This window comes from Chryseobacterium takakiae, from assembly GCF_900129385.1.
Lineage (GTDB): Bacteria > Bacteroidota > Bacteroidia > Flavobacteriales > Weeksellaceae > Chryseobacterium > Chryseobacterium takakiae.
In genome coordinates this window covers 599,523-621,683 of sequence record NZ_FQVO01000001.1, presented here as the reverse complement: position 1 = coordinate 621,683, position 22,161 = coordinate 599,523, and the positions used below count along the sequence as shown (strand labels likewise).

Here is a 22,161-nt window from a genome sequence, read left to right as displayed (position 1 = left end):
TACATCATGAAAAACAGATATAATAAAAATCTTATAAAAACGCTGATCATTGTTCCTGCAATTTTAGTAGGAAGTATCAGCATCAATTCCTGCAGCAATGATTTTTTGGATCAGCCTGCCTATAATTCATCCAATACAGAATCGGTATTTGACAATATAGAAACTGCGGATGCTTTTGTTCAGGGACTTTACAGAGGCCTTGTCCCTACTGAAATGTTTTATCAGCTGGGGGCAGGAGATACGGTAACCCATTCCGCGGAAGACGGTTCAACCAATAATTCCAAATACAATATCTGCAACTATCAGTATGATGCCTATACGCCAAATACCGTTACCGGAATTTACGCTGCGATGTATGCTATTATTGAAAGAGCTAATATTGCCATCAGCAGATTGCCCACAATGCCTGCAAGCACTAAGCGTGATGCTCTACTGGCAGAAGCAAAAGCAATTCGTGCATTTTGCTATCACAACTTAATCCGTGTTTACGGAGATGTACCGGCGATCTGGATTCCGCTTGAAGATGCAGATCCTAATGACCAGAATACATTTTATCCTAAACGTTCTCCAAGGGACGGAATTTATGATCGTATCATTGCTGATATTCAGGAATCGGTAAACAATTTGCCGGGTTCAAACGGCACCCCGGAAAGGCTAAACAAACAGTCTGCCAATGCACTTTTAGCAAGAATTGCTCTGTATGCAGCGGGATATTCTCTCCGTTGGGACCTGAACACAGGATCGGCAGGTACAATGTCACGACGTCCTGATAACAGTAGGGTTCAGCAGCTTTATCAGATTGCAGATGCTGCGGCAGCTTCTGTAATTAACGCCGGTACCAACAGCTTGGTGCAGGCTCAGGGAGGAAAGAGCGGTTTTGAAGCGTTATGGTTCAATTTTGACAGGAGAAATTTTGCAACGGTAAACCAGGAGATGCTTTGGCATATCGCCGAATATGGTCCCAACACCAATTCAGCATTTGGAGTATATGCACATCCGGGTTCCAGAGGAGGAACTTATGGCTCCAGAAAAGCTTTACAATTTATATTGCCCACCTATTATTTATCTTTTAATCAGGCAGATAAACGCAGGGATGTTGCCTGTACTTCTTACAGCATTTATTTCTTAAGAACTGGCAATGCATCAGATACCTGGGTAGATGTGGGAACAACTTATTCCTGTATTATGCCGGGTAAGTTCAGAATAAGCTGGTGTGTGGAACCACAAGCCGCGGATGCGCGTAACCTCAATATTCCGATCATAAGATATGCGGATGTATTGCTGATGTATGCAGAAACTCAAAACTATCTGAACGGAGGTCCAACAGCTGCTGCTACAGCCGCTTTACAACAGGTAAGAAACCGGGCCGGGATAGGTTCGTTGCCAATTCCAAGCGGTCAGCAGGCGTTTCAGGATGCTCTTGTTCAGGAGCGTAAGTGGGAGTTTTCCGATGAATTTATGCTTCGTACAGACTTAATAAGAATGAACCGTATCGCCAGCGAAATTAATGCTACAAAACAGGCCATGAAAAACCTTTCGGATCGTACAGGCCAGTTTGCATCAACACCGGTATACAGGCTTTATAAATTTCATAAAAATGCACAGGTGTACGGAGATCCCTTCCTGGCAGTTACCTACATAGATTTAACAAATCCTACGGAAATTGCAGCGGTTCAGGCAGTTCCTACGAACTCAGCAGGATATGCAGCTTATCAGACCACTTTAAAGAGTATAGCATTGGCAAACGGACAAACTTCAACGGCTGAAGACAAATGGTATCCTGTAAATATGTTCCAGGCATATACTAGTACATTTAATGGAAATGCAAGAAAGGCGGTAGGATTTGTTGAAGGATTTAATGCGTTGCAGATCGGAAATATTATTTATACCAAACCAACAGGTTCTGCCGAAAACGGAGGAACGTACCCGAACTGGATCGAAGGAGGTGGAGACGGACTTTTCTACGGATTTATACCGAATAAAACAGAATTACTGCCATTTGCAGCAGCATCGGCCGGCCATCCTTTGGTTGATAATCCTAATCTTAGCCAGCTGCCCGGATATTAATCAAAGTAAATCATTGAGATAAACATTAAGAAATTTTACCATTAAGGTATAAGCTCATTTGGCCTAAAAAAAATTAATAAAAAGTGTATTTTAATTGAGAAATTAATAAAAGCTATTAAAATTTATTAAATGAAATTTAAACGGACTCTTAATGTTTATTTTTTAACCTAAATCACAAAATATTAATCATGATTCATCCGGATCAGATTGAAATATGCCATGATAAGCTGAATTAAAAGCAACGTGTTAATTTATCTTTACACAAGGCATTTAGCAGTATAGTACGGGATGCTGTACAAAACAGAACAATCTAATTTTGGGTGAGAATTTAGAAATATAAGTAAAGACAATGGAAAAACTAAAAACATTCAAATACGTAAACTATTTGTGGGATGATGAAAAAGCAGCATCTTTTGGAGATGACCAGGTTGCCTTATTCTTGTACCGTTCCAATATTCTGGGAGCAGACTTAAGAATCACCAACTACGGTGGCGGAAATACAAGCTGCAAAACCATAGAAAAAGATCCTTTAACCAATGAAGAAGTTGAGGTAATGTGGGTGAAAGGTTCCGGAGGCGATATTGGTACTTTAACAAGAAAAGGAATCGCAGGTTTATATACCGAAAGACTGAGAAACCTCAAAAATGTGTATGAAGGTCTGGAAGATGAAGACAGAATGGTAGGGTTATTTGATCATTGTATTTACGATCTTGATAGCAAAGCGCCTTCTATCGACACACCTCTTCACGGACTTCTTCCATTCAGACATATTGATCATCTTCACCCGGACGCCCTGATTGCAGTTGCGGCCGCAAAAGACAGTGAAGCAATTACAAAAGAAATCTGGGGTGATACAATGGGATGGGTACCATGGCAAAGACCGGGCTTCGATCTGGGCTTGCAGCTGGAAAAATGTTTAAACGAGAATCCGGGAATCAGAGGAATTGTTTTAGGAAGCCATGGATTATTCACTTGGGGAGATACTTCCTATGAATGTTATATCAACAGCCTGGAAGTTATCGAAACGGCTTCAGAATATATCGCTAAAAAAATTGAAGAAAACGGACAGGTTTTTGGCGGACAAAAAATAGAATCTCTGCCTGCTGAAGAAAGAAAAAGTAAAGCGGCTCAAATTATGCCATTATTAAGAGGTCTGGCTTCCTCGGAAAACAGAATGGTTGGCCATTTTACAGACAGCAATACGGTACTGGAATTTATCAACAGCAATGACCTTGAAAGACTGGCTCCGCTGGGAACTTCATGCCCGGATCACTTCCTGAGAACTAAAATTCAGCCATTGGTGCTTACTTTAGATAAAAATGAAGATTTAAATGATTCAAAAGCAATTTTAGAAAAATTAAATCCGCTTTTTGAACAATACCGACAGGAATATAAAGAATATTACGAAACCTGTAAGCATCCGAACAGCCCCGCAATGCGTGATCCGAATCCGGTCATCATCATTTATCCGGGAGTGGGAATGTTCAGCTTCTCAAAAGACAAGCAGACGACACGTGTGGCAAGCGAGTTTTATGTCAACGCCATCAATGTAATGCGTGGTGCAGAAGCCATCTCTGAATATACTTCACTACCAAGACAGGAAGCTTTCGATATCGAATACTGGCTGCTGGAAGAGGCTAAACTTCAGAGAATGCCGAAGGAAAAGCCTTTGTCAAGAAAAGTTGCCATCGTTACCGGAGCCGGAGGCGGAATCGGGCAGGCCATTGCCGATAAAATGGTTGCGGAAGGAGCAGTGGTTGTATACACGGATTTGAATAAGGATGCCGTAGAAGCGGCAACATCGAAATATAGCAAAGACCAGGCGGTTGCCGTTCAGTGTGATGTAACGAATGATGAAGCAATTGCTAATGCTTTCAAAGAAACCGTTTTGGCATTCGGTGGGGTAGATATTATTGTCCATTCCGCAGGATTGGCTATTTCCAAATCGTTGGAAGAAACTACTCTAAATGATTGGGATTTGCTGGAAAATGTTTTGGTGAAAGGCCAGTTCTTACTATCAAAAATCGGGACGGAAATCATGAAAAAACAGAATCTGGGCGGAGATATCGTCAATATCGCTAGTAAAAACGGATTGGTTGCAGGGCCGAATAATGTGGCTTACGGAACAGCGAAAGCTGCTCAGCAGCACATGACCAGATTGTTGGCCGCAGAACTTGCAGCCGATAAAATCAGAGTGAATGTAGTGAATCCGGACGGCGTCATTGTAGGAAGCAAAATCTGGGAAGGAGAATGGGCAGAAGGCCGTGCTAAAGCCAACGGAATCACGGTGGAAGAACTTCCGGCATTTTATGCCAAAAGAAATTTGTTAAACGAAATCATTCTTCCTGAAGACATAGCCAATGGCGTTTTTGCATGCCTTGCCATTTTAAATAAAAGCACAGGAAACATCATCAACGTAGATGGTGGAATGGCCAATGCGTTCCCAAGATAAAGCTCATAGAATAAGCAATTGATTAAACTACATTTGTGTCAGTTTAATCAATTGTTTTCTCTCAAAGCCACGAAGTGGCGACATAAAACAGCATAGGGCGAAACCCTATGCAAAAGAAACATCATCAACGTAGATGGTGGAATGGCCAATGCGTTCCCAAGATAAAGCTCATAGAATAAGCAATTGATTAAACTACATTTGTGTCAGTTTAATCAATTGTTTTCTCTCAAAGCCACGAAGTGGCGACATAAAACAGCATAGTGCGAAACCCTATGCAAAAGAAACATCATCAATGTAGACGGCGGAATGGCGAATGCGTTCCCAAGATAATTTTTCATCAATACTGAAGGAGTATATTTTAAATCGTAAGTTTGATATTATTATGTTAAATGAATTTAAAAATAAATTTCCTCAACCAAAGCCCCGAAGTGGCGACATAAAACAGCATAGGGCGAAACCCTATGCAAAAGAAACATCATCAATGTAGACCGCGGAATAGCAAATGTTTTCCCAAGGTAAAATTTTCATATCAATATTATTTTAAATCGTAAGTTTGATATGATGTTAAATATTTAATGAATTTAAAATAATTTTCTTGAACCGGAGCCACGAAGTGGCGACATAAAACAGCATAGGGGCGAAACCCTATGCAAAAGAAACATCATCAATGTAGACGGCGGAATGGCGAATGCGTTCCCAAGATAATTTTTACATCAATACTGAATGAGTATATTTTAAATCGTAAGTTTGATATTATTATGTTAAATGAATTTAAAAATAAATTTCCTCAACCAAAGCCACGAAGTGGCGACCTACAATAACACAGGGTGCAACCCTGTGCATAACAAAAAAAAACCTGAGAAATATAAATCAGACCATGATTATAAACAAAGACAGTATAAAGCAATATAATAAAAGTGAAACCGAAAACTTCAATTCGGATTTCGCTTATTTATCAGATAAACTCACAAAATCAGGAGCAAATGTTTCTGAAATTGTCAAAAAAATTGCCGACTTTCAGGTGGCTGTTCCAAGTTGGGCTTTAGGCGCAGGAGGTACACGTTTCGGAAGATTTTCCTACGGCGGCGAACCGGCAACATTGGAACATAAATTAGAAGATATCGGGCTTATCCATGCATTAACGAACTCCGCAGGAGCTGTTTCATTGCATATTCCGTGGGACATTCCGGATGATGTACAGGCAATTAAAGAAAAAGCGGCTGCTCACGGATTGGTTTTCGATGCGATGAATTCCAATACGTTTCAGGATCAGCCGGGAGCACAGCAATCATACAAATTCGGCTCTTTGAATGCGTCGAACGAAGATGTAAGAGCATATGCCGTTGAACACAATAAAGAAGTAATCCGTATTGGTAAAGAATTAGGCTCTAAAAGTTTAACGGTCTGGCTGGCAGACGGCGCAAGCTTTCCGGGACAATTAAATTTCCAGACCGCTTTGTCAAAAACAGAACAAAGTTTAAAAGAAATTTATGCAGGAATGCCGGAAGATTGGAAATTATTCATCGAATATAAGCCTTACGAACCGAATTTTTATTCTACAACCATTCAGGATTGGGGGACGTCTTTCATGCTGGCAAACGCTTGCGGAGAAAGAGCTTATACCTTGGTCGACTTAGGGCATCATTTACCCAATTCAAACATTGAGCAAATCATTGCAACCTTAATGTACAAAGGAAAATTGGGAGGTTTCCATTTTAACGACAGCAAATATGGTGATGATGATTTAACGGTAGGTTCCATCAAGCCTTATGCATTGTTCCTGATTTTCAACGAATTGGTTTATGGAATCGAAAACAATCCGCAGAATCCTTATCCGGCGTGGATGATTGATGCAAGCCATAACATCAAAGATCCGCTGGAAGATCTTATTCAGTCACTGGAAGCGATTTTAATGGCTTATGCACAGGCACTTCTGGTAGATCAGAAAGCATTGAAAGATGCGCAGCTGAATAACGATGTTGTCCGTGCCCAGGAAATTTTGCAGAATGCGTACAGAACAGATGTTCGTCCGTTATTAAAAGCCGCAAGATTTCAGTCAGGTGCGGCGATCGATCCTATTTCGGCTTACAGAAATCTTAAAGTGAGAGAACATTTAATCTCCGAAAGAGGGCTGAATGTAAAAGCAACAGGATTGTAACCTGTTTAATTTGATAATTTGAACTTTCAAGTGCAATCGAAAGTTTTTAATTATATGTATCCTTATATTTTTATCATTAAGGTTGAAAGTGTTTAGATTATTAAGGTTAAGCATATGCTTGAAGAATTAGTGGATTTTCTTGATGATCTTGATACATCTGAACACTCCTTAATGGTGTATAAGAAATTATTAATATAATTGAATATTTAGCAAAATACATTATTGAACTTTACAGGAGTATATATGCTAAATTCTTTGTTTCTTCGCTGAGTGAAATCGAAGATTCGACATAGTCAAACGCCTTTGCAAACTTAAAAAACAGATAGTATTAAAAAAAATCTTTGCGAGCTTTGAGTTAAAAAAAGATATAAATTAAATAATAATATTGAATTTACAAAAGAAATTAAGCTCTTTGTAATCTTTGCTGAGTAGAACGCCTTTGCCTCAATTTTATGATTTATTCATTGGAATCGGCGAAACTTCGTTTTGCGAACTTAAAAAACGTATAGTATTTAAAAAAATCTTTGCGGACTTTGCGTTTAAATAAAAGAAAGTGTTTAAAAGAGTCTTTTGCAATAAAAAAATAATCATCCAAGAAAATGTCTAAAAAAAAGAAGGTAACCATTGTATTTGATATTGGAAAAACCAATAAAAAATTCTTTCTGTTTGATAAAAACTACCAAGAAGTCGTTCGTGAGTATACCGAATTACCCCTTACAACAGACGAAGACGCCTACCCGACGGAAGATCTTGCGGCACTCCAAAACTGGATTAAAGATAATTTCAATGCCATTCTCGACGATGAAAATTTTGAAGTAAAAGCCATCAATTTCTCTACATACGGAGCAAGTTTTGTGCATTTGGACCAGAGGGGAAATGTTCTCACGCCATTGTACAATTACACCAAACCGATGGATAAAGAGATCTTGGATTTATTCTATAAAAAACACGGAACCAAATTAAAAATCGCCCGTGAAACCGCTTCCCCGCAGGCGGGAATGCTGAATTCAGGATTACAATTGTTTTGGCTGAAATATAAACATCCTGAAGTTTTCAAAAAGATCAGGTACAGTCTCCATTTACCGCAATATCTATCGTATTTGTTTACCGGAATCTGTGTCTCCGAATTCACATCAATCGGCTGCCACACCAATTTATGGAACTATGATAAAGCAGATTACCACGACTGGGTCTACGAAGAGGAAATAGATGCCCTGTTACCACCAATTGTACCGACTTCAGCAAGCATCAATACTTCTTACAGAAATAAAAAAATTAAAATCGGGGTGGGAATTCATGACAGCTCTTCAGCGCTTTTACCGTATATTTTAAGTAAAAAAGAACCGTTTTTACTCCTTTCAACGGGAACCTGGAGTATTTCACTTAATCCTTTCAATGATGAAAGCTTAACCGATGAAGACATCGAAAATAATTGTCTGAATTACATGAGAATTGATGGGAAACGTGTGAAGGCATCCCGTTTTTTTATGGGAAATGAATATAAAATCCAGGTGGAAAAATTATGCGCACATTACGGAAAAGAATATGGTTTCCACAGGGAAGTGCAGTTTGACCAGGAACTGTATCTGCGTTTAATGAAGCATAAAGCCGTTTATTTCCGTTTTGAAGGGATTATTTTAAAAAGAAAAATGATCACCGAGACCGATTTAAATGCTTTCGCAACTTTTGAAGAAGCGTATCATCAGCTGATGATCGAACTGATGGATTTGCAGATTCATACTATACAAAATGCAATTGGAAATTCGGAAATTCAAAATATTTACATCGATGGAGGATTTACCGATAATGATGTGTTTATGAAACTGATGTCTCATCATTTTCAGCATTATCATGTGATGTCCAGCCATTCGCCGTTGGGTTCTGCATTGGGAGCTTCCATGGTCATTTCTAATAAAAAAATAGACGAAACTTTCTTACAGGAGCATTATCAGATGAAAGTGCTTCAGCCTTTAATTTTTAATTTGTAAATATGTAAAGTAAAAGATGAAAAGTAAAAAGTAAAAAGTGAAAAGTAAAAAGTGAAAAGTAAAATGTAAAAGAATCAACTTCTAACTTCTAACTTCTGACTTCTAACTTCTGACTTCTCACTTCTCACTTCTCACTTCTTACTTCTAACTTCTAACTTCTCACTTCTCACTTCTAACTTTATAACATAAAAACCTGTAATCATGGCTTTCCCATTTGATACAAAATATGCGTCACTCGATCTTTTAATTGAAAGAGCTAAAAAAAGAATGCCCCGTTTTGCTTTTGAATATCTTGACGGCGGCTGTAATGAGAATATAAACCGCGATAGAAATACAGAAGAACTGAGAGAAGTGCTGCTCCGGCCGAGGTATTTAAATAACAATTTTGCGGAAGCCAACATGGAAGCCGAATTATTCGGGGTAAAATACTCTGCACCTTTCGGGATTTCGCCAGTCGGCCTGCAGGGATTAATGTGGCCGAATGCCCCGGAAATCCTTGCAAAAGCAGCTTTTAAACATAATATTCCTTTCATTTTAAGCACCGTTACCACCAGCAGTATTGAAAGAATTGCAGAATTAACGGAAGGTAGAGCCTGGTATCAGCTGTACCATCCCAGAGAAGAATGGTTGCGTGACGATATTCTCAAGCGTTGTGAAGGTTCCGGATATGATGTGCTGGTGGTTCTGGCAGATGTTCCAACATTCGGATACAGAGCTAAAGAAATAAGAAACGGTTTGGCAATGCCGCCACAACTAAATTTCCGGAATGTTTCCCAGGCTCTGGTAAAACCTCAATGGTGTCTTGAAATGCTGAAGCACGGCGTTCCGGGCTTTAAAACCATGGAAAAATACATGGACAAAAACATGAACGTAAAGCAATTGGGACAGTTCATGAATTCCACTTTTTCAGGAAGATTAAATTCGGACAGAATCAAGGCGATCCGCGATCAGTGGAAAGGAAAACTGGTCATTAAAGGAGTAGCTTCCGATGAAGACGCCGAAGAAGCAGTACGTTTAGGCTTCGATGGGATGATTATTTCCAATCATGGAGGAAGACAGCTTGATGCAGGAGAATCTACGATTGCGGTGGTAAAAGAAATCAGCGAAAAATATAAAGACCAGATCAAAATCATGATGGACAGTGGTATAAGAACCGGGCCTGATGTTGCCCGTGCATTAAGCTGCGGTGCCGAATTTACTTTTATGGGGAGAACTTTTATGTATGCTGTTGGAGCTTTAGGAGATAAAGGCGGCGACCATATTATTGAGATGCTCAAGATGCAGTTCAGGCAGGTAATGGAGCAGCTTTGTTGTGAAAAACCGGAGCAGCTGCAGGATTTTAGAGTATAGGTTTTTGAGCGGGAAGCGGAATGATAGAAGTTAATAAGCTTTTGCAAAAAATTACAGAATAAATTGATTAATAGGAACGGGCTTTAGCCTGTTTTCTTATTAAATATCTCAATTGGCTTTAGCCAAACTTAAATAATTTTAAACAAAAATTACTTATTCAAACTGTTGATTTAATAAGTAAAGACAAATAAATTTGCTTCGTAAAGCTCAAACGATCGCTTCATAACAGTCAATTTATTGATTTCATTCTTTGCTCTCTAAAGTATTCAGAATAAATAATGAATCTCTGTGTCAATAAATAACAAAAATTTTAGAACAAAAAATTCGCAAAGAACTCCCTGCGAATTTTAAATTATATTAATAAAGAACTATTTCTTTTTCTCAGCTTTCACCGCCTGTCTTGCGAGTAACTTCCAGTCATTTTTCACTTTGGCCCAAACCAGTAAAATATCCAAAGTGACATCACCCGGAGCTTTTCCTGCGTCGGCGGTTGTTGCATAAAAATGATGGCGCACAATTGCTGTATTTCCGACAATCTGTACGGTTTGGTTGGTAACATCAATTGTTAGAAAATCAGATTTCTTCGTAACCAGCTTTTCTACAAACTCTTGGGCATCATCAATGTGTCCTCCGGAATGTCCGTACGAGAGTTCCTGTAAAATTAAAGACTCAAGGGAAGATTTTTCCCCGCTAATCATAGCCAGTCGCAACTTCTCGGCTGCCGCTTTTACAGCATCTGGATCATTCATTTTTTGTGCGGACAGGGTAATAGCCATTATTAAACTCAAAGCAAAAATTAATTTTTTAATCATAATGAAATAATCTAAATAATATAATAAACAATGTAATCGATTGCGCAAATAAAAAGGAATTTGGAATTTCTTTTAAAGAGAATCCCGCTGAATAAATTTAAAAACATTATTCACTGATTCTTTCTTGTTCTTTAGGATCATATACGCGGCAGATTCGCCCATCGCTTTAAAATCGGTGGTGATTACAGTAATTCCCAGTAATTCTTTTAATGGAGTTTCATTGTAGGAGATAATGCCAATATCTTCGCCCAGCTTCAGGTTTTTCTGCCGGATCTGTTTTACAAGATTCACCAGGTCACGTTCGCGGATGGTTATAAAAATATCCTTATCCTGCAGTTCCATATCAGAGTAAATTTCATCTAGAATTTCATAATCAAGCTTAAAATCCCGGCAGAATTTTTCAAAACCCCTTACGATCCTGAAAGGATAGGGATGGATGGACTTATCCGGATACACCAGTATGATCTTTTCGTATTTCCTGATTTTATCAAGACCCTCTTTCAAAGCATTGTAAATATCATGCTCGAAATCCTGAAAAATAGAGCCGTATTCTCCTGAAATATTGGGTTTTGTATTGTCCAGCATCAGCAGTTTATTCTTTGGAATCTTTTCAATCATTTCAATGACTTCTCTGGTGGAGCTTGTGTGTTTGGACTGCTCGTCCCGGAAGTGAGGCATGACGACATAATAATCAAAACCGCCCATATTTTTTTTCAAGGCATTGATGAAAAGCGTCTCATCACAGTGGTAAATATACATTTCCACATTGCCTTTGGTACCGATTGCATTCACAAAATAATTATAAATCATCATCTTGTAGGTACTCGGTTTGTTGATAAGGAAAAAAATATTAATCGTGTCATTCTTATTGATACGGGAAATATAATATCCTTTGCCCTTCACCGATTCAATAATTTGCCTTTTTCTTAATTCTTTATACGCTTTTTCCACTGTATCACGGGAAAGAAAACAGGATTCGCTCAGTTCATTAATGGAGGGGATTTTTTCACCGATGCTGATTTCTCCGCCATCAATTCCGTTTAGAATAGAGTCTACAATCTGTTTGTATTTGGGAACACGGGAGTTTTCGTTGATATGTATTTCAAAAGTTTCTGCCATAGTTTTGGGGTATGGAATGATTTAATTTTAACAAAATGAATTTCAGAAGAATGATTTGTTAAAGTAGACAAGTTACAAAAAATTATAATAACTGATAATCATCATGTTTAATGAAATGTATTAACATAAATTATTTATTATCAATAATTTGTAATCATAATTTTATATGAGTTTAAATTATTTAAATTGCCGGTTTCATAACGTAAAACGATGATAACTCTAATTTTATTGTAAACTTTAAATCTCAATCGTTTATAAAAAAAAGCCTGTCCTTTTCAGAACAGACTTGGAAACTATATGAATGTGAAACTCTTTAAGGCATCTTTTTAAAACCTTCCGCTTTAATTTTCCAGGTTCCATCTTTCGGAAATCCGGGAAATTGTCCTGTTGAACTGTCCCAACCTTCCAGCATCATCGCAACAGTTGTTAAAATTCCGCCGTTTCCCGGCAGATAAATTCTCAAACGTCCATCCTGAAAATTATGCCCGTTTTTAAGGTAGGTATTGGTCTGAACATCCATAAACAGAGCATCCAAAGCTTTATTCGGAAGTCCGAGCCTTGCAGCCGTCATTGCCGTCATCGGAAAATCCCAGCCCCAGGTGTGACCCCAGTTCCATCTTTCCCAAACGATGTCGAGTGTATTTTTCATAATTTTTTTATCCAGTTTCGGAGATTCAGGAACCATTCCTAATGCGCCTAAAACTGCAGGATGATCGGTCATCCATTTCGGAAAAGTGAAAGAGTCTTTTGCCGATTCCGTGGATAAATAAACTCCGTCCTGAATTGGAAGCGGTGCTAATTTATTAATTACATCATCCCATTTTTTATCCCTTGGTTCGCCCAGTCTTTCTTTCCATTGTTGCGCAACCCTCAACGCCCAATCCCAATAAGCGACTTCATATGTCGGGTTATAAGTATCTTTTGCAGGGAAAACTTCCTGCGCCGGAATGACGCCTTTCCCAAGATTGTAACGGTTTTTTTCTCTGTCATACGTTGCAAAGTCAGCCATAAATTCTGCCGTTGCATACACTAAGTCTTTATATTTTTCCAAAACTTTTTTATCCTTTTTATCACGATATAAAAGCTCGGTCATGTAAATCAAATGCGGCTGTTCCCAGATCAGAAATGCAGCTACAGAAGACGGACTTTCATTGCCTTCATTATCCGACATTTTAATCCAGCGAACGCCTTTATAGCCCTGTCTTTCCGCTAATTTTTTTGCTTTTTCAAACGATCTGAAATAATAATCCAATTGCTTTTCCAGAATTTCCGGCCTTCCCCACAAAGCGTAATGAACGCCGTGCCACCAATGCATTTCGGTATGCGGTTTTCCGTACCAGCTGTTGAAAGTTAAACCCGTTTCCTGTGGCGGATTGCTTCCTCCGCACTGAACTTTCGTTAAATATTCAGACAAAACAATTCTGCGTTCCAATTCGTTGGCTCTTTTATCGGTGCTTCCTTCAAAATCAACCGCTGCACCGCTTTCCCAGAAGTTTTTCCAGCCTGAACTGCTTTCTTTTTCAGCATCTGCAAATAAGCTTTTATTTGTTTTTTGATTTTTCTCTGAAAACTCAACACTCAGTTCAACCGTTTTGCTTTTTGAAGAAGGTTCGAAAACAAAATAATGTTTTCCGGCCTCACTTAATTTTCCTTCGGTAAAATACAATTGCGTAAAATAATCTGCAGTTTGCAATTTGTGCTCAATAAAGCCCTGATTTGAATTTGAAGAAGTTAATTTTGTTGAATGTTGATTTTCATTACCATAAAAAGTCCCTTCATCCAGAAACTGTCCGCTTGGATAAGGATATTTTGCAAAAATTTTCAATCTTTTTTGCTTAATTAAATCAGATTCAATTTTAACTCCTATTTTATCAGAATTCTGAAAAGACGCCGTCCATACTTTTACCGGAGTTCCTTCCAGAGAAAACTCACTCGTAATTATTCCGGTCCACAAATCAATTTTCTGATAGATGTTTTGAAGATCTGAAACCTGCGCTTTTTTACCGTCTTTTTTGATCAGCTCAAGACCTATATTTCCTAGTTGCAGACGATGTTGATTCACCCGGAAATATTCTACCGCCTTTTTATTGCGTTCAGGTTCTTTGATTTGAACACTGTATAACGCTTTTCTTCCGTCATTATTGAAGTCGTAAGGTTTTAAAGTTTCCTCAAAAGTATAATTTTCGGTATTCGGAAAACTGTTCCAGCCCCATTCCGACTGTGTTCCCAAAGAAACACCGTTTTTATAATATTCCGGGAATGACTGCATTCCGGTGATATCAACGGTGTAAGCAAACTTTCCGTTTCCAACCGTTAAAGTTGATAAAGTATCTGCTTTTACATTGACGATATTATGTCTCTGAATAACTTTTTTGCGGTCGATTTTTTGGGCATTTAAGGACGAAAATCCAATGCAGAAAAGACTTAGATATATTGCAATTTTTTTCATTTTAAAATTTATTTTATTTCTTAACCGCAAAAGAGACAAAAGATTTCCTGGCTTTTTAGTTAGTCAAAAGGTTACAAAATGTAAACTTTATATTTCCACATTTTGTAAACTTTGAATTTCTTATTCTCAAACATTTCTTTTGAACCTTTTGCGGTTTAACCATTTTATTTTATCATCCACGAATTCACGAATTAATTGTTAATAAACATTCGTGCATTCGTCATTATATTTATTTCAAAACAGTTGCGCTCATCATTCCAATCACCACATCATTGCTCACGGCTGTTAATTTTATCGATTTTAATTCTTTATTTTCATCAATCGGCAAGTCCAGAATCGTAGCAGAACCGCCATCCACCTGACGGTCTGTAAATCCTTTAATGCTCGAATATTTACGCAAAGTTCCGCCTTTGTACAATTCTCCGGTTTTCAGTTGGACACGGTACGGAATTTTATCATCCGGAATTTCAAATGCAAAATTATCATCAAACAAATCCTGCTCAATTGGCCACCAATTGGTCGGGTTTTTCAATTCCAGTTCTGAAGTCGAGCCATCAGTATATTGAACCGTAATTGTCCCGTTCACAATCTGCGACTGCATCGGATTGGTAGAACCTGCCATTAGAAAATAGATTTTCTTTCCTTTTCCGGTCAAAGGAATTTCAACCGAATCAGGATAATTGTCCCATTGACTTGCAAACACAATATTTTTATCTGTTTTATCAATTAAAAAGGGAATTCCGAGGAAATGAACTTTGCCGTTTTTTCTTTTATTCATCAAACCAATGTCATCAATTTGAGCGGTAATCAAAGGATAGCACCAGTTTCCGATTCCCTGCCAAGGAAGCTGCAGCGTGGGTACTTTTAATCTTGGCGAAAGATATTTCTGATTGAAAATTTCGGTTACTTTTTCATTATATTTTGAGGCTAATGAAATGGTATTAAACTGACCCTGGTTTTCAATTTCCCAGTCTGCAATTTCAATAATTTGTTTAATTCCGTTGTATTCGAGTTTGATAGAATTTGTTCCTTTACTTAAATAATTTACAGGAATTTCAATGGTTGTATGTTGATTTTTTTGAATATTAAAAGTTTGATTAAAACCATTAATAGTCAGTTTTCCATTAATTGGACTGGATGATTTAGATTGGATCTGCAGTTTTTTATTGATCCATTTTGTTTCCAGGGGAAACCGGATATCCACATTCACAGGCTGCCACCAGGTTGTACCGTTTTGTTCGGTTTGCACGAAAAAAGTTCCTTTTCTTTCTTGCTGAATTAGATCAAACTTATTTCCATTTCGAATTTTAATCAATTCCTGTGGGTCAAGAACATCTTTAATCTTCTTTTTTGAATCAAAATTCAACTGAAGACTTTCAGAAATATAATTGATATAATTTGTCTGTTCATTTTTTAATTCTTCTCCCGAATAATTAATTTCAATCTTAAAATCTTTTCCTTTCGGCGTTTCAAACTGAATAATCGGCTGCAAAATAGAATTGGGTTTAATTTTCCAATCCACATTTTTGCCATTTACTTTTACCGATTTGATGTTGGACTCATTCACCGGAATCTGCATTTCCAGCGCCACCGGATTCTGATATTTTGAATTAAATAAATATTCAGTCTTTTCCGCACTTCTTTTAAAATAATACTCCCAATCCGGAAGCTTTAATTCAGCAAAATTCCAGTCTTTCGGAAATGCGGGTTTTATTTCAATTTTATCATTTAATAATTTAGGATAAACTCCGAAAAGCCCTTCCGTTAAAGTTCTGGAAGCTACGCCAACAGGATCGGCAAAATCCCGGTACAATTCCCCACGAAATGCATCATAATGCGAAAGCTGTTCAAAATTCCCAGGACTGATGCCGTAATACATTGATTCAACCAGATTTCCTTTCCAAAGTTGGTAGGCCTCATCATTTCTTCCGGCTTGCCAATACGCCAAAGCGGTCTGTAAATTTTCCGCCAATGCAACATTGTTGATGGACCAGTCGTAAGGCTGCCAATTGGTGGTGGATAAAGTATAATAATCTTTATGATCTGTACCTTTTACCGTAACCGGAATTTTCGGCGTATAGTTATTAATATATTGTATGTTCTGGTAATCTTCAAATTCATTCAGAATAAACGCATCCGAAACGTGGTAAATTGACCATATTCCCGGTTTATCGTGAACAATTTGATTGCCTAAAGCATCTTTATATTCAGCAAAATAACCTTTGTTTTTAATCCAAAGTTCGTTTTTCATTGCCTTTATAATCGCTTCAGCTTCCTGTTCGTAAGGTTTCGGATTTTCACCAATTATCTTCGCCAGTTTCGCCATTTCACGGTTAGCCCTGTAATTATATGCCGAAGTATGTGTCACTTTTCCGCCAGAGTATTGTAACGCGTCGCTTGCCCAAATCGCAGCATATGCATCATACAAATCACCACGTTTGAAATTTCGCTTTTCCCAATCCATATGACGAACCATCGCCGGCCACATTTTTTTGAGAAATTCTACGTCTCCTGTGTAATTGAAATGTGAAAAAAGCTGATCAAAAAACACCAGATTCATATCGTAATGATGCGGTTTAGTGTTGTCATTCGGGTTTCTGGAAATGTAACCGCTCGAAAAAACGGAAGTTCCCATTTTTTCTTCAGAACGAGCTAAATGTCTCAAAGTATCCATCACAACCGGAGCAGCTTTTGGCTCCAGGACTTGTGATCTGGAATAGCTTTCAAAATGTTCTTTTGCTCTGTCGTGCCAACTTAATACATCGGCTGTGTAAGCGCCACGCCAAGCATTCAGCCGCATTCTCCAGGCAACGGCACCGTGAAGAAAGGTCGGACTTTCCCAAATTCCGTTTGCGGCGACGGCTAAATTGGCTCCAAAGTTATTCAAATCTGCATCCGGAGTTTTGAGCTGAATTCGATTCGTTAATGTTAATCGGGCTTTTTCAGATTCATTAAAGATGTTTTTTAACGCTTCATCCGAAAAGTTTTTAATTGATTTTCCTTTGGAAATCTGAATATAAACCGGCTTTTTCTGTGAAGAATACGAAGCGTAAATAATAGGATATTGATCTGTTTTATTTTGAGTAAAGTCAGAAAGTTTCTCTAAAGTCGCCGCATCGGTTTTTTGTAATACATTTACATTTGAAAAGCTTCCGCTGACAGTCTGCGTTTCTTTTTTCTTATTTAAATAATTGAGTTGAAACTGATTTTTATTAAGTTGAAACTGATTGTTCAGACAATATTCTGGCAACAGATAAAATCCGGATTCAGGATCTGCACCAATATCTCCGTTTCTGCTGAAAGTTGTTCCGCTTGCTCCGCCATAAACTGCATAAATTTTTGTGGAAGAATCTATATTCAGGGTTTCCATTTTTAGGACAAGGCCTTCTTCTTTAGCCTGAGCTAAAACGGTTAATTTTAAAGTTCCGCTGCCAAGAACAGGGTCTTTAATCTCATACAACATTGAGCCTGGCCGATAACGGGTTTCAATCTTCTCAGCATGAATTAATTTCTTAATGGAATTTCCTTTCTGAATGACAAACTGCAGGTTTCCGCCCATCCCGGGAAGGTAGAGTGCAAATTCCGGCAAATCTCCCGCTTCAACTCTGGAAGCAAGATTATCGCCATACAATGCCCGGTTGAATCTGTACTTTCCGTTGACCAGCAAAAAATCGCCTTTATCTTGTTTGTAATGCAGTTCACGCTCGTTGTTCTGCCAATGTTTCGATTGGGCAAAAGAATGGGAGAGTGCCGACAAAACAATCAGTCCGGCTAAAATGGTTTTTTTGTGCATTTTAATTCTCTAAAATAATTATACGGATTGTCTTTTTTGGTAATAATAGAACTAGATATATAAAATTAATAAACAATAATATTTAAAGACACTTCGACAGGCTCAGTGTGACATCTCTAATACAAACTGTTTTTATAACGTGTCAGTCTGAGCTTGTCGAAGACTTTCAATAACCAGATTAAATGAATTTAAATGTGTTTATTTTACGGTTTCAACTCAGTTAATGGTTGTCCGTTAACGGTTACATTTTTAAGTGTTACATTTTTCATAAAATCTACCTTGTATGGTATTTTTACGCCAGTCATTTTTACATTAATCATGGTAAAATCCGTCACTGGGGAAGATTCGTAGGCATCCGAAAATACGGCATACTTTCCGCCTTTATCTACGGTTAAATTTTCCACCCGGATATTTCTGATCGTCGGAATATGATTTCCCGGCTTTTCATAATGCATATTAAAACGTATTGCCGCTTCATCATATGCTCCCACTTTTGTATTATAAAAAAATACGTTTTCGATGATTCCGCCACGGCTTGAGCTTGTTTTGATTCTTAATGCACGATCAAGATTTTTACTGTCCATCACGTTTCCAATGGCATAAATATTTCTGGCACCACCTGCAATTTCGCTTCCGATAACGACTCCGCCGTGACCGTCTTTCATTTCGCAGTTTTCAATGAGGTGGTTTTCGGCAGGTCTTCCGATGTCTCTTCCGTCCTCGTCTCTTCCGGATTTTATGGCGATACAGTCGTCACCGGTATCGAAATAAGAATCTTTAATCCATACATTTTTACAGGCTTCAGGGTCGAAACCATCGTTGTTTGGTCCGTGGCTGATGACTTTTACCCTTTCAATCAAAACATTTTCACACAACACAGGATTTAAGTTCCACATCGGGGAATTTTTAACCAAAACATCTGCCATGTAAAAGTTTTTAGATCGGTAAGGCTGAACAAAATTTGGTCTTAAATAATAACCGTCACCAAAAATTCTTTCTCTTGCTGGTTTTCTTTCAGCCATATATTCGTGAAGCTTTGCGCGGGCAGGATTCTGCCTTCCGGGACGGGTTTCATTGTAGCCATATTTTGTAGCACCGCACCAGAACCACCAGTTGTCATTGTCGGCATTTCCGTCTAAAGTCCCTTTTCCGGTAACCGCAATATTTTCTTCTTCGTAAGCATAAATTAAAGACGAATAATTCATACATTCCATTCCTTCCCAACGTGTGAAAACGATAGGGTAGTCGTTGCTGTCCTGGCTGAACAGAATGGTAGAACCATCGCTTAAATGAAGATTAACATTGCTTTTTAAATAAATAGCTCCCGTTAAAAATATACCTTTTGGAACGACAACTCTTCCTCCGCCTTCAGCATTACATTTTTCGATGGCTTTTTTGAAAGCTTCCGTATTTTTTGTTTTACCGTCTCCGATTGCCCCGAAATCCGTAATCAGATAATCTGCATTTCTGAATTCAGGTTTTTTGATTTGCTTTTTTAAAGCTTTGATTTCTTTCAGAGGCTGTTTTGCGGAAGTCCATGGTTTATATTGGGCAGAAATAGCAACGGAAAGAACTAAAAAAAGAAGAATTGGAAGATATTTTTTCATAAGAATCTGGAAATATAGTGCGGTTTATCTATTGCAATCTAAAATAAATATAAGAATTGGTTATCCTGCACTGTCGGTTAGAAAATTATGGAGTTGGGAATAATGTTTTCAGCCAGTCGGAGCAAAGCGTTTTCCAGTTATCGGTTAATTTTGATTTGTTTGTAATTCCGATTTTATGTTCGCCTTCCGGGAAAATAAATAATGCACCTTTCACCTTGTTTTTCGTCATAGCCTGATAATACAGAATGCTGTTCATCACCGGAACGGTTTTATCATTCTGTGCGTGCATCAGTAATGTTGGCGGGGTTTTATCGGTCACACGGTTCTGCATGGAATATTCGCTGATTTTGTCCTGAGAAGCATTTTCACCCAACAAACTCTTGCGGCTTCCAACATGCGCAAATTCCCCCAAATCGATAACCGGGGAAATTAAAATTGCAAAATTAGGAATGGTGGAAATAGAGGTCGAATCGCCTTTCAATTCCGTGTAATCTGTTGTGATATTGCTTACCGATGCAGCCAGATGTCCTCCGGCTGAAGTTCCGATTACGCCAATCCGGTCAGGTGAAATCCCATATTGGACAGCATTTTTTCTAAGGTATTTTATCGCCGCCTGAATATCCTGTAATGGAGCGATTTCTCGCTGTTTCACATCCGGAGAAACAGGTAATCTGTAATTAAGGACAAAAGCGGAGATTCCTAAGGTATTGAACCATTTTGCAATCTGGAAACCACCAAGATCATACGTCAGCTTATAATAACCGCCGCCGGGAATAACAATGACGGCCATAGGCTTTCTTTCTTCTTTTGGCGGCAAAAAGGCAAATAGTTCGGGTTCTTTTATCTGTACAATTCGCCCGTCTTTCTCTTCGGTTTTCAATGATAAGCCTTTTGAGTTAGGCATCTGGCCTTTCGGCCACAAAATGATTTTTTCCTGTGCGAAGTTTAAATTTACTATCAGAAAAGATAAAAACAATATCAGTTTCTTCATTACCTGTTCCATTTATTAATGATCTTATTTTTCAAACTCTATACTGGCGAGTATAAAGGGTCCGGTTCCTTTGGCATCGTTGGAGCGGATCTTTTCATTCACATAATATTCATAAGAGCCGTCTCTGTATGGCTTTCCTCCTAAACCGGCAACCGCACAGCATTTGTTGAGATTAACAACGCCGTTTTCATCAACCGTGATTAAATTCTTAATAATTCCATTGTAGCCTTTTTTGGCATACACTTTATAAGATTGAGGAAGATATCCTTTGTTCACGGATTTGATCATCATGTAAACAAACATTGCAGACGCGGAAGCTTCGGTGTAATTCCTTTTTTCTCCGGCTTTATCCAAAACCTGGTACCAAAGTCCGTTTTCCTTATCCTGAACTTTGACAATAGCATCTGCAAAGGATTTAATGTAAGAAATTAATCTCGCTCTGCCGGGATGATTTTGGGGCAAATAATCCAGTACGTCCACCATTGCCATTCCGTACCAGCCCATCGCTCTTCCCCAAAAATTAGGAGACAATCCGGTTTGTTTATCAGCCCAGGCTTGTTGTCTGCTTTCGTCCCAGCCATGATAGAGCAGCCCTGTTTTTTTATCCAGAAGATTTTTCTGTACCGAGTCAAACTGGAAAACAATCTCATCGTACGCTTTTGCAGCATCATTTCCTTTAGAAAAATCTTTTGTATAATGTGCGTAGAATGGCATTCCCATATAAAGCCCATCCAGCCAGACCTGATACGGATATATTTTTTTATGCCAGAAAGAACCTTCTTGAGTTCTTGGCTGACCGGCAATTTGTAAACGTAAGGTTTGAAGTGCCTTAAGGTATTTTTCTTTTTTCTCTTTTTCATAAAGATAAAGCAATACGTTTCCGCTGTTCAAAAGATCGATGTTGTATTTTTCCAGTTCATACGTGAGAATTGTACCATCTTCTTTGATGAGTTTTTCTCCGAAACCACTGATATAGTCGTAATATTCCTTTTTGCCTGTCTTTGTGTAAAGTTGTTCGGCACCATCCAGTACAATAGCTGAAGGGTAAGTCCATTTCGGACTTTTGCTGAAATCAAGCATCCAGGATTCCGGGAAACGGTACATTTCGGAAAGCAGCATTCTTTCTGACCAGTTCAGGTTATCAGGAACAATTTTGCCGGATTGTGATGTTGACGTTTCGGCTTTGTGGATTGAAGATTGAGCTGATACCGCCATTATTCCTGTATGTAGAATTGTTAATGCCAGAATTTTTATTTTATTATTAATGAACTTCATTTTCAAAATATTAATAATTGCAATCTAAGACAAACACGGGTAAATATTGTCCTGCACTGTCGGGATAGATTTGTATTTACTCATATAAAAGCTTCCTTTT

The 22,161-nt window shown here is 38.2% G+C and carries 12 protein-coding genes; 5 read left to right on the top strand and 7 right to left on the bottom strand.

From position 1 onward, the window contains the following. Nucleotides 1–6: 6 nt before the first annotated feature. From BUA76_RS02690 to BUA76_RS02670, 5 genes are all read left to right on the top strand, one after another. Nucleotides 7–2,067, top strand: a complete 2,061-nt coding sequence (locus BUA76_RS02690; protein WP_072883269.1) for a RagB/SusD family nutrient uptake outer membrane protein — start codon at nucleotides 7–9, stop codon at nucleotides 2,065–2,067. A gap of 349 nt (nucleotides 2,068–2,416) precedes the next feature. Beyond that, a complete protein-coding gene (locus BUA76_RS02685) occupies nucleotides 2,417–4,519 on the top strand; it encodes a bifunctional aldolase/short-chain dehydrogenase (RefSeq protein ID WP_072883268.1) in 2,103 nt (700 codons plus the stop codon). An 877-nt stretch (nucleotides 4,520–5,396) separates the two neighbouring features. Next, nucleotides 5,397–6,677: a sugar isomerase gene (locus tag BUA76_RS02680; protein ID WP_072883267.1), complete on the top strand. Its 1,281-nt coding sequence runs from the start codon at nucleotides 5,397–5,399 to the stop codon at nucleotides 6,675–6,677. Between the two features lie 599 nt (nucleotides 6,678–7,276). Then, nucleotides 7,277–8,665 (top strand): FGGY-family carbohydrate kinase, encoded by a 1,389-nt coding sequence (locus tag BUA76_RS02675; protein WP_072883266.1) that lies wholly within the window; start codon nucleotides 7,277–7,279, stop codon nucleotides 8,663–8,665. 201 nt (nucleotides 8,666–8,866) lie between these two features. Then, nucleotides 8,867–10,015 carry an alpha-hydroxy acid oxidase gene (locus tag BUA76_RS02670; protein WP_072883265.1) on the top strand — a complete coding sequence of 383 codons (1,149 nt, stop codon included), beginning with the start codon at nucleotides 8,867–8,869 and terminating at the stop codon, nucleotides 10,013–10,015. 368 nt (nucleotides 10,016–10,383) lie between these two features. Here BUA76_RS02670 and BUA76_RS02665 read toward each other — a convergent pair whose 3' ends face one another. The 7 genes from BUA76_RS02665 to BUA76_RS02635 form a co-directional block, all read right to left on the bottom strand. Continuing rightward, nucleotides 10,384–10,764, bottom strand: a complete 381-nt coding sequence (locus BUA76_RS02665; RefSeq protein ID WP_228408444.1) for a nuclear transport factor 2 family protein — start codon at nucleotides 10,762–10,764, stop codon at nucleotides 10,384–10,386. 135 nt (nucleotides 10,765–10,899) lie between these two features. Continuing rightward, complete coding sequence (locus tag BUA76_RS02660; RefSeq protein ID WP_072883263.1) at nucleotides 10,900–11,946, bottom strand: GntR family transcriptional regulator; 1,047 nt, start codon at nucleotides 11,944–11,946, stop codon at nucleotides 10,900–10,902. 313 nt (nucleotides 11,947–12,259) lie between these two features. Next, complete coding sequence (locus tag BUA76_RS02655) at nucleotides 12,260–14,395, bottom strand: hypothetical protein (protein WP_072883262.1); 2,136 nt, start codon at nucleotides 14,393–14,395, stop codon at nucleotides 12,260–12,262. A 229-nt stretch (nucleotides 14,396–14,624) separates the two neighbouring features. Then, nucleotides 14,625–18,188 carry a DUF4450 domain-containing protein gene (locus BUA76_RS02650; protein WP_072883261.1) on the bottom strand — a complete coding sequence of 1,188 codons (3,564 nt, stop codon included), beginning with the start codon at nucleotides 18,186–18,188 and terminating at the stop codon, nucleotides 14,625–14,627. Between the two features lie 203 nt (nucleotides 18,189–18,391). Further along, nucleotides 18,392–19,795: a glycoside hydrolase family 28 protein gene (locus tag BUA76_RS02645; RefSeq protein ID WP_072883260.1), complete on the bottom strand. Its 1,404-nt coding sequence runs from the start codon at nucleotides 19,793–19,795 to the stop codon at nucleotides 18,392–18,394. A gap of 85 nt (nucleotides 19,796–19,880) precedes the next feature. After that, nucleotides 19,881–20,786 (bottom strand): alpha/beta hydrolase, encoded by a 906-nt coding sequence (locus BUA76_RS02640; RefSeq protein WP_072883379.1) that lies wholly within the window; start codon nucleotides 20,784–20,786, stop codon nucleotides 19,881–19,883. A gap of 24 nt (nucleotides 20,787–20,810) precedes the next feature. Then, entirely contained in the window at nucleotides 20,811–22,061 is a 1,251-nt protein-coding gene (locus BUA76_RS02635) for a glycoside hydrolase family 88/105 protein (protein WP_072883259.1), read from the bottom strand. Nucleotides 22,062–22,161: the final 100 nt, after the last annotated feature.